Origin of the sequence: uncultured Bradyrhizobium sp. (assembly GCF_964252615.1) — a bacterium.
Taxonomy (GTDB): Bacteria; Pseudomonadota; Alphaproteobacteria; order Rhizobiales; family Xanthobacteraceae; genus Bradyrhizobium.
This window is the reverse complement of sequence record NZ_CAXUNQ010000057.1, coordinates 20,817-28,427: the sequence shown is the minus strand read 5'-3', so window position 1 is coordinate 28,427 and position 7,611 is coordinate 20,817. Positions and strand designations below refer to the sequence as shown.

The window sequence follows — 7,611 nt, the reverse complement described above, 5'->3', positions numbered from 1 at the left end:
TGTAGCTTACCGGTACTAATCGTTCGATTGGCTTGATTGCTCTCATTTTCAGTGTCCATACGTCAGACGACGGAAGTCGGATGATGGATGAAAAGACCTAAGGCTTGCTTCGTAGAGTTCGGCGCCGGAATGGCGGACATCTTCTGATGTCCGTCCTCCGTCGTCTGTCCTCCGTTTTGTCCTTCGCCGGCCTGGTGGTTCTAGCGAGGAGCTTGAACCCGATCCCATCCCGAACTCGGCCGTTAAACTCCTCAGCGCCAATGGTACTATGGCTCAAGCCCTGGGAGAGTAGGTCGCTGCCAGGCCTGCCAAGGACAAGACATTCCTCTTTAGGTGTCACGACCGACAGGAACGCCGCTTCCCCAGCGCATGTATGCGCAAGGGAGGCGGCGTTTTTTTGTGTTCTCTCCCTCATGACGCGTCCGAAATCATTCGGCCATGATTTGCCGCGCGTTCTACGTCATGGCCGGGCTCGCCCGGCCATCCACATCTTTGCTCACATCATAAAGAAGACGTGGAAAACCAGAACCTTCATGTCGAGCGCAATCGAAATCTGAAAATCCCGGCCCGCGGGCAGGATGAACAATCAATTCCGAGGAATCAAGGCGCGCTTTGGCGCAGCCCGCCGAATTTCTTTTCCATCGCGCGCCGCGTCGCGACCACGTCGGCGCCGGCGTCGATTTCCACATCGTCCCATCGAACGACCGCGCCGTGCGCGATGGCGTTCTTCAATTTCACCCGGTGCGCGAGCCCGATCGGCAGCGCCCCGGCCCTGAGGCTTTCCGACGCCGGCATCAGCCTGCCCCACACCGTGTAGCCGCCTTCGCCATCCAGCATTTCGCCGGCGCGAAGATCGCGCTTGGCGACGGCTGCGACGTCGCCGCGGAAATCATGCGGCTGCCCGGTCGGCTCGCCCCGCAACGCCGCCGACAGGACCGAGATGTTCAGCTCGAGCCCGATCAGATGATACGGCTTGTACATCGCCGCATAGCGCCCGGAGGCGTCGGTTTTCAGGCCATATTGCCGGAAGCAATCCGCGGCGTAATCGTTCGGCGCCTCCAGTACCACATAGACGCCCCAGCGCAGGTCGCGAAATACTGGGCGGCCGTCGCGTTCCAGGCACGACACCACCTCGACCATGCCGGATTTTTCCAGCACGCCGCCGGCCTCGCGCGGCCGCATCACATGCGGCAGGTCGTCGACCCCGCACGGCGGAAACGCGAGCCCTGCGGAGGGCACGTCGAGCCCGGTGGCATTGGCGATCGCCGCCATCTCGATGGCGGATTTGGTGCCGTCCAGAAACGAGTTGAACATCTGCGGGTTCATGCCGGCGGACTGTGCTTCACCGGCGCTCAGGCCGTAGTGACTCCAGACCCCTGCGGGGGTCACGTCGTGATAGGCCGGCAGGTATTTGGTGCCCTTGCCGGCGGCGACGACACGGAAACCGGTGGCCCGCGCCCAATCCACCATCTCGGCGGTCAGCGCCGGCTGATCGCCATAGGCGAGCGAGTAGACCACACCGGCCTGCCGCGCGTCCGCCGCCAGCAGCGGCCCGGCGAGCACGTCGGCTTCCACATTGACCATGACGATATGCTTGCCGGCCGCAATCGCCGCACGGGCATGGCGGATGCCGACCGCGGGATTGCCGGTGGCTTCCACGATCACTTCGACAGCCCCCGAAATTGCCGCCGATCCATTGCCGGTGAATGTCGTGGCCGCGATGCGCGCATCGTCCCAGCCGACGGTGCGGCAGGCCTCGCGGGCGCGCTCCGGATCGAGGTCGGCGATCACCGGCACCTCGAGGCCCGGCGTATGCGGCACCTGCGACAGGAACATCGAGCCGAATTTGCCGGCGCCGATCAGCGCCACGCGGACCGGTTTTCCGGCCGCGTGACGCTTGGCGAGCAGGTGATGGAGGTTCATTTGAAGCAATATCCTATCTTTCGTCATTCCGGGATGCGCCATTTGGCGCAGGCCCGGAATCCATAACCCCTGTATTGGAGTTTGGGCGCTGAACGGGAATACTGGGGCTATGGATTCCGGACAGCCGCTTCGCGGCTTGCGGAATGACGATTGATTATTACTCCGCCGCCTGCCGCTGCGCGCGGGCCAGTCGCAGCAGCGCGGCGTCATCCACGGTCCGGATCGGCGTGAAATCGCGGTGCGCGATGTATTCCGGCCGTGTCGGTGTGCGGATATGATTCGAAACCGCATTCAGCGTGAGATAGACGATCTTGCGCGGATAGGGCGTGATGTTGCCGGCCGAGCCATGCACCAGATTGCCGTGGAACATCAGCATGCCGCCGGCCTTTCCGGTCGGGGCGACGATGCCGCCTTCCTGCACCAGCCGCGTCACCGTGGCCTCGTCCAGCGTCCACAGCGGATAGGAGGTGGTCTGGAGGTCATGCGACGCCTTGAGGTCGCCGGCATGCTGGCTCTTCGGCACCAGCATCAGCGGCCCGTTGATCGGCATCACCTCGTCGAGGAAGATCGCGATGTTCATCGCCCGCGGCTCCGGCATGCCGTCGTCGCGTTTCCAGGTGCCGTAATCCTGGTGCCATTGCCAGACGTCGCCGGTAAAGGCGTGTTTGGCGTTGATCTTGTACTGGTGCATGTAGACCTTCTCGCCGAAAATCTGTTCGACCGGATCGATCATGCGCGGATGCGCGCCGAGCAGGCCGAACGCCTCGTTGTAGAGGTGGGCTGCAAAGGCCGTGCGCGGCGCACCGCTCTTCTCGCGCCACACCTCGGGCCGGTCGGCGTCGTAGATGTTCACCGCCTCGCGCGCGAGCAGGTCGACCTCCTCGCGGCTGAACAATTCGGGCAGGAACAGCCAGCCTTCGTTGTTGAAATCATCGATCTGCTGCCGGGTCAGTTTCATGGTGCTTCCTCGCTCGTGTGTTTTGATCTTCGTCATTTCGGGCTCGCGCGCCGCGCGCCCCGGAACGGCAATTCAAGCCGCCTTGTCCGGCGGTTGCAGCCTTTCTTCCGTCATTCGCCCCGCGCTCTGCGCATGTGCGAGCGCCGAAGCCTCCGCGGCGTTGGCGTTGCCCGACAGGATATGCGCGGCGATGGTTTCGTGTTCGTCCCAGGCAAGATTGCGGTAATTCAGCTCGGCGAGCACGGTCGCCATCGATCGCCGCATATGCGGCCACTGCGGCGCGATCATTTCCTCGATCGCGGGATTGCCGGAAAGCCGATAGATTGCGCGGTGAAAATCCACGTCGAACGCAATCAGCAGCGCAAGCGGCGTCGTACTGTCGGTGGCACAGCCGGCATGCAGCGCGCTCTCGAGATGCGCGCGTCCGGCGGCGTCGGCCTTGACGCGCCGGGCGGCGAGCCGCGCCGCCAGCGCATCGATCGCGCCACGCACCTCATAGAGCTGCCCGATGCGCGAGGGATCGAGCTGCGTGACCTCGAATCCCTTGCGGCCGCTCTCGGCGACCAGGCCCTGCCGGTGCAGGAGATGCAGCGCATGCGAAACCGGCTGGCGTGACACGCCGAGCTTTTCGGCAAGTTCGTTCTGCCGGATGCGACGTCCCGGCGGCAATGTGCGGTCGGTGATCCCCTCCAGGATACGGGCATAGACCTGATCGATCAGGTTGGGCAGGGGATCGAGGGGGAGCATACCCACGCGTTCCAATCTGGAATACGGAATTCCGAATTCGAAAGAATAGCGATTGCATGGGGTAGCGTCAAGGCCCGCCGGCGCTCGCTCGAGCCGGAAACCGGGTGGAAGACGAGAATCTCCAAGCCTACTCTCACGCGATATGTATAGAGAGGGAAGACGTGGAGAGTTCAGCCATGAATGACCATCGGTTCGCAATCTTCGACACCGAGATCGGCCGTTGCGGCATCGCGTGGGCCAGGCGCGGCATCAATGCGGTGCAACTGCCGATGTCCAGCGAGGACAAGACCCGCGCGCGGATTCGCCAGCGTTATGGCAATATCGCCGAGGCGCTGCCGCCTCGGGACGTGCAAAGCGCAATCGAGGGCATCGTCGAATTGCTGGCGGGCAAGCCGAACGATCTGTCGGAGGTCGTGCTCGATCTCGATGGCGTTCCCGAATTCAACCGTGGCGTCTACGACATCGCCCGCACCATTCCTCCCGGCAAGACGCTGACCTATGGCGATATCGCCAAACGGCTGGGCGGTGTCGAACTGTCCCGCGACGTCGGCCAGGCGCTCGGGCGCAACCCATGCCCAATCGTGGTGCCATGCCACCGGGTGCTCGCCGCCGGCGGCAAGCCCGGTGGATTTTCCGCCAATGGCGGCGTGAGCACCAAGCTGAAGATGCTGGCGATCGAAGGCGCCGTCGTCAATCACACGCCGAATCTGTTCGACTGAGCTGCCTTGATTTCGCCGCCGGTTTGCCGCAACGCCGTCGCAACACCAGGCGGCTCACGCTGCGGGCGGCAGAGATACCTTGACCGAGTGGCGCGTCAGCATTTTTTCATTAAAAGCGCCGAGGTTGGGATAGGCCTTGCGCCAGCCGCAGTCGGCAAAGCGGAAATCGGCATAGCCGAGCACGCAAACGAGACCGATCTGCACGATGTCGATCGGGCGCGATAGCGCGTCGCCCTGCTTGTCGAACCGCGCCATGCCTTGCCAGACGCGGTGCCAATGATCGTCGAACCACGCCTGCCACCGCAATCCCTGCGGCCGCACCATTTTCTCGTAGCGGCACAACAGCATCGAATCCAGCATGCCCTGCAGCAGCGAATGATCGCTCTTTACTTTCCATCGCGCCGGGCCGGAAGCCGGTATCAATTTTCCGCCGCCGGCGAGGTCGTCGAGATATTCGACGATCACATAGGAATCGATAATGACCTCGCCGTCGTCGAGGATCAGCGCCGGCAGCTTCTTCAGCGGGTTGATGTCGCGCACATAGGCATCGTTGGTCTGGCCCGGCGCCAGGGTGATCGGCACGAATTCAATCTTGTCGATCAGGCCGAGTTCGATTGCAGCGATGCGTACCTTGCGGACGAACGGCGAGGCGGGGGAAAAGATGAGTTTCATTTTTGAACAATCCTTGAACGATTTTCCTCCGTCATGGCCGGCTTGTCCCTACTTTACACATCTCGTCATACGCCGGCTTGACCCCCGCGTATCCATCACTTCGAAATCCTCTTTTAAAGGATGGATAGCCGGGTCAAGCCCCGGCAATGACGATGAGATGTGTGCATCCAATAGGGCTTCCCGGTCATCCTCGTTTCGTCGCCGCGACGCTGTTGAGGCGCGCATGCCGGGCGCAAGGCCGGGCATGACGATCTTATCGTGCGGACGAACGCCTCACGCCGCGACAATCTCCTGCCGCTGTTCGCCCAATCCCTCGATGCCGAGCGTGACCACGTCGCCGACGTCGAGGAAGCTCGGCGGCTTCATGCCGACGCCGACGCCGGGCGGCGTGCCGGTGGTGACGATGTCGCCCGGCAGCAGCGTGAGGAATTGCGAAACGTAGGAGATGCATTCGGCCATGGTGAAGATCATGGTCGAGGTCGAGCCGGTCTGGCGGCGCTGGCCGTTGACATCGAGCCACATCGACAGCTTCTGCACGTCCGGCACCTCGTCCTTGGTGACCAGCCACGGGCCGACCGGGCCGAACGTATCGTGCGACTTGCCCTTATCCCATTGGCCCAGGCGCTCGAGCTGGAAGTTGCGTTCGGAGACGTCGTTGCAGACGCAATAGCCGGCGACGTGATTGAGCGCATCGGCTTTGGAGACATACTTGGCGCGGGTGCCGATGATGGCGGCGATTTCGACTTCCCAGTCGAGCTTGGTCGAGCCCCGCGGCTTCTCCACGGCGTCGTAGGGGCCGCTGAGGGAAGTGTTGGCCTTGAGAAAGACAATCGGCTCGGCCGGAATTGGTGAACCGGTTTCCTTGGCGTGATCGACGTAATTGAGGCCGATGGCGACGAATTTCGAAATGCCGGTGACAGGCGCGCCGAGCCGCGGCTTGCCGTCGACGGGGGGAAGTTTAGCGGTATCGAGACCGGCAAGTTTGCTGAGGCCGGCCGGCGAATAGGCCTCGCCATCGAGGTCCTTTATCTGCGCCGACAGATCCCGCAGTTGACCCGATTTATCGATCAGGCCCGGCTTTTCCTGGCCGATCGCGCCGTATCGAACAAGTTTCATTTCGGTTTCTCCCTGTGCGGTTTTGGTTGCCTGAGGTGCTTCATGGAACAGAGCGCGGTAGAATTCAACTACTGATACCGCTCGGCTTTGCAGGGCTGCCTAGGCCGCAGCGATGAATTTGAAGGCGTCGCCGTCGCGCTTGATATGGCCGGCGTTGAAATGTCCGCCGATCACCAGCGTCGGGGTGCCGGCGAAGCGCGAAAACAATTGACGCCGCATGTCGGCGGACTGGACCGGATCGGAATCCGCGGTCGACGACCAGTCCAGATGCGCCATCTGACAGGGATGATGGGCGACGTCCCCGGTAAGCAGGCCTTTTTCGCCGTCCGATGTGATAAGAAGGCTCATGTGGCCGGGGCTGTGTCCTGGCGTCGGGATCAGCGTGATTTCATCGCAGAGTTGATGGTCGCCGGCGACGAGCTCGGCCTTGCCTGCATCCACGACGGGTTTTACGGAATCGCTGAACACGGCGGCCTGCTGGAGGTCATCGCTGCGATCCCGCCAGTGCTCGTATTCGGTCCTGCCGAATACATAGCGCGCATTGGCAAAGGTCGGCAGCCATTTGCCGCCGACCAGTCTGGTGTTCCAGCCGACATGATCGACATGCAGATGCGTGCACAGCACGGTGTCGATACTGTCGGGCGGAAATCCGGCAGCGGCCATGGTGTCGATAAAAGTGCCCTTCCGGTTATTCCAGGTCGGCACGCTGCGGCCTTCCTTGTCGTTGCCGAGGCCGGTATCGACCACGATCCGCCGCGACCGCGTCTCCACCACCAGCGAATGGACCGACATTTTCAGCCGACCTTCTTCGGTTGCGAAATGCGGAATCAGCCACGGCAATTTCTGAACTTCCGCGTAAGTCGCCTGAGGCAGGATGAAGCGCGTGCTGCCGGTCGTTTCCAGTTCGACGATTTTCGTGATTTTGACCTTGCCGACAGTCCACTGCATCCCGACCTTTCCTTGATCCGTTTCTTGCGTCGAAGATGCTGTTTTCCAGACCAACACACAATGGATCAACCCGGTGTTCCGCGCGTTATCGCGACACTGACAAGGAGCGCACGATGCCAGAGCTAGCAATTTCAACCGAAAAAGTCGGATTTTTAATCGAAAAAGCGCGGGAATTCGACGTGAAGGATATCGAGTCCGATCCGGATTCCGGTTCCAACGGGGCCGATGACGACATGATCGGCGTGCTGGAGGATAACGCCGACGATCCGGTGGTGCGCGAGATCACCGGCTTCATCAATGCGCTCACGGAAGATGAACAGATCGATCTGATTGCGCTGATGCGGCTCGGCCGCGGCGACGGCAGCATCGAGGAATGGAAGGAGCTTCGCCGAGACGCAGCGGAAGGCCGCAACGGTCGCACCGCGCGGTATCTTCTGGGCGAGCCGATGCTGGGCGACCTTCTGGCCGAAGGCCTGGGTGAGTTCGGCCTGACCTGGGCCGACGAGCGCATTACCCCGGTGCCGTAAT

8 protein-coding genes and 1 rRNA gene are annotated in these 7,611 nt (G+C 62.2%); 3 read left to right on the top strand and 6 right to left on the bottom strand.

Translation table 11 applies throughout. The features are described 5' to 3' along the window. The first annotated feature begins 190 nt into the window (after window positions 1-190). Window positions 191-305, top strand: a 5S ribosomal RNA gene (rrf, locus tag ACFE72_RS21120). Window positions 306-600: 295 nt separating this feature from the next. On the opposite strand, the gene ACFE72_RS21115 is transcribed toward rrf, so the two are convergent. From ACFE72_RS21115 to ACFE72_RS21105, 3 genes are all read right to left on the bottom strand, one after another. Beyond that, window positions 601-1,923 (bottom strand): NAD(P)H-dependent oxidoreductase, encoded by a 1,323-nt coding sequence (locus tag ACFE72_RS21115; RefSeq protein ID WP_375415075.1) that lies wholly within the window; start codon window positions 1,921-1,923, stop codon window positions 601-603. Window positions 1,924-2,080: 157 nt separating this feature from the next. Beyond that, window positions 2,081-2,881 (bottom strand): phytanoyl-CoA dioxygenase family protein, encoded by an 801-nt coding sequence (locus ACFE72_RS21110; protein WP_375415074.1) that lies wholly within the window; start codon window positions 2,879-2,881, stop codon window positions 2,081-2,083. A gap of 72 nt (window positions 2,882-2,953) precedes the next feature. After that, window positions 2,954-3,628 carry a GntR family transcriptional regulator gene (locus tag ACFE72_RS21105; protein WP_375415076.1) on the bottom strand — a complete coding sequence of 225 codons (675 nt, stop codon included), beginning with the start codon at window positions 3,626-3,628 and terminating at the stop codon, window positions 2,954-2,956. A gap of 176 nt (window positions 3,629-3,804) precedes the next feature. On the opposite strand from ACFE72_RS21105, the gene ACFE72_RS21100 reads away from it, so the two are divergent. Then, entirely contained in the window at window positions 3,805-4,347 is a 543-nt protein-coding gene (locus ACFE72_RS21100; protein ID WP_375415073.1) for a methylated-DNA--[protein]-cysteine S-methyltransferase, read from the top strand. A 54-nt stretch (window positions 4,348-4,401) separates the two neighbouring features. Here the strand turns inward: ACFE72_RS21100 and ACFE72_RS21095 are convergent, their stop codons facing one another. The 3 genes from ACFE72_RS21095 to ACFE72_RS21085 all read right to left on the bottom strand — a co-directional run bounded on the left by ACFE72_RS21095 (window position 4,402) and on the right by ACFE72_RS21085 (window position 7,083). Continuing rightward, window positions 4,402-5,019 carry a glutathione S-transferase family protein gene (locus ACFE72_RS21095; protein WP_375415072.1) on the bottom strand — a complete coding sequence of 206 codons (618 nt, stop codon included), beginning with the start codon at window positions 5,017-5,019 and terminating at the stop codon, window positions 4,402-4,404. 273 nt (window positions 5,020-5,292) lie between these two features. Continuing rightward, entirely contained in the window at window positions 5,293-6,135 is an 843-nt protein-coding gene (locus tag ACFE72_RS21090) for a fumarylacetoacetate hydrolase family protein (protein ID WP_375415071.1), read from the bottom strand. Window positions 6,136-6,234: 99 nt separating this feature from the next. Then, window positions 6,235-7,083 carry an MBL fold metallo-hydrolase gene (locus tag ACFE72_RS21085; RefSeq protein ID WP_375415070.1) on the bottom strand — a complete coding sequence of 283 codons (849 nt, stop codon included), beginning with the start codon at window positions 7,081-7,083 and terminating at the stop codon, window positions 6,235-6,237. Window positions 7,084-7,196: 113 nt separating this feature from the next. On the opposite strand from ACFE72_RS21085, the gene ACFE72_RS21080 reads away from it, so the two are divergent. Continuing rightward, window positions 7,197-7,610, top strand: a complete 414-nt coding sequence (locus ACFE72_RS21080) for a DUF3775 domain-containing protein (RefSeq protein ID WP_375415069.1) — start codon at window positions 7,197-7,199, stop codon at window positions 7,608-7,610. Window position 7,611: the final 1 nt, after the last annotated feature.

Bases quoted from the DNA above. Each gene is read 5' to 3' on its own strand.
- ACFE72_RS21085 (WP_375415070.1), bottom strand. From the start codon at position 7,083: ATGCAGTGGACTGTCGGCAAGGTCAAAATCACGAAAATCGTCGAACTG.
- ACFE72_RS21100 (WP_375415073.1), top strand. From the start codon at position 3,805: ATGAATGACCATCGGTTCGCAATCTTCGACACCGAGATCGGCCGTTGC.
- ACFE72_RS21095 (WP_375415072.1), bottom strand. From the start codon at position 5,019: ATGAAACTCATCTTTTCCCCCGCCTCGCCGTTCGTCCGCAAGGTACGC.
- ACFE72_RS21090 (WP_375415071.1), bottom strand. From the start codon at position 6,135: ATGAAACTTGTTCGATACGGCGCGATCGGCCAGGAAAAGCCGGGCCTG.
- ACFE72_RS21105 (WP_375415076.1), bottom strand. From the start codon at position 3,628: ATGCTCCCCCTCGATCCCCTGCCCAACCTGATCGATCAGGTCTATGCC.
- ACFE72_RS21115 (WP_375415075.1), bottom strand. From the start codon at position 1,923: ATGAACCTCCATCACCTGCTCGCCAAGCGTCACGCGGCCGGAAAACCG.
- ACFE72_RS21110 (WP_375415074.1), bottom strand. From the start codon at position 2,881: ATGAAACTGACCCGGCAGCAGATCGATGATTTCAACAACGAAGGCTGG.
- ACFE72_RS21080 (WP_375415069.1), top strand. From the start codon at position 7,197: ATGCCAGAGCTAGCAATTTCAACCGAAAAAGTCGGATTTTTAATCGAA.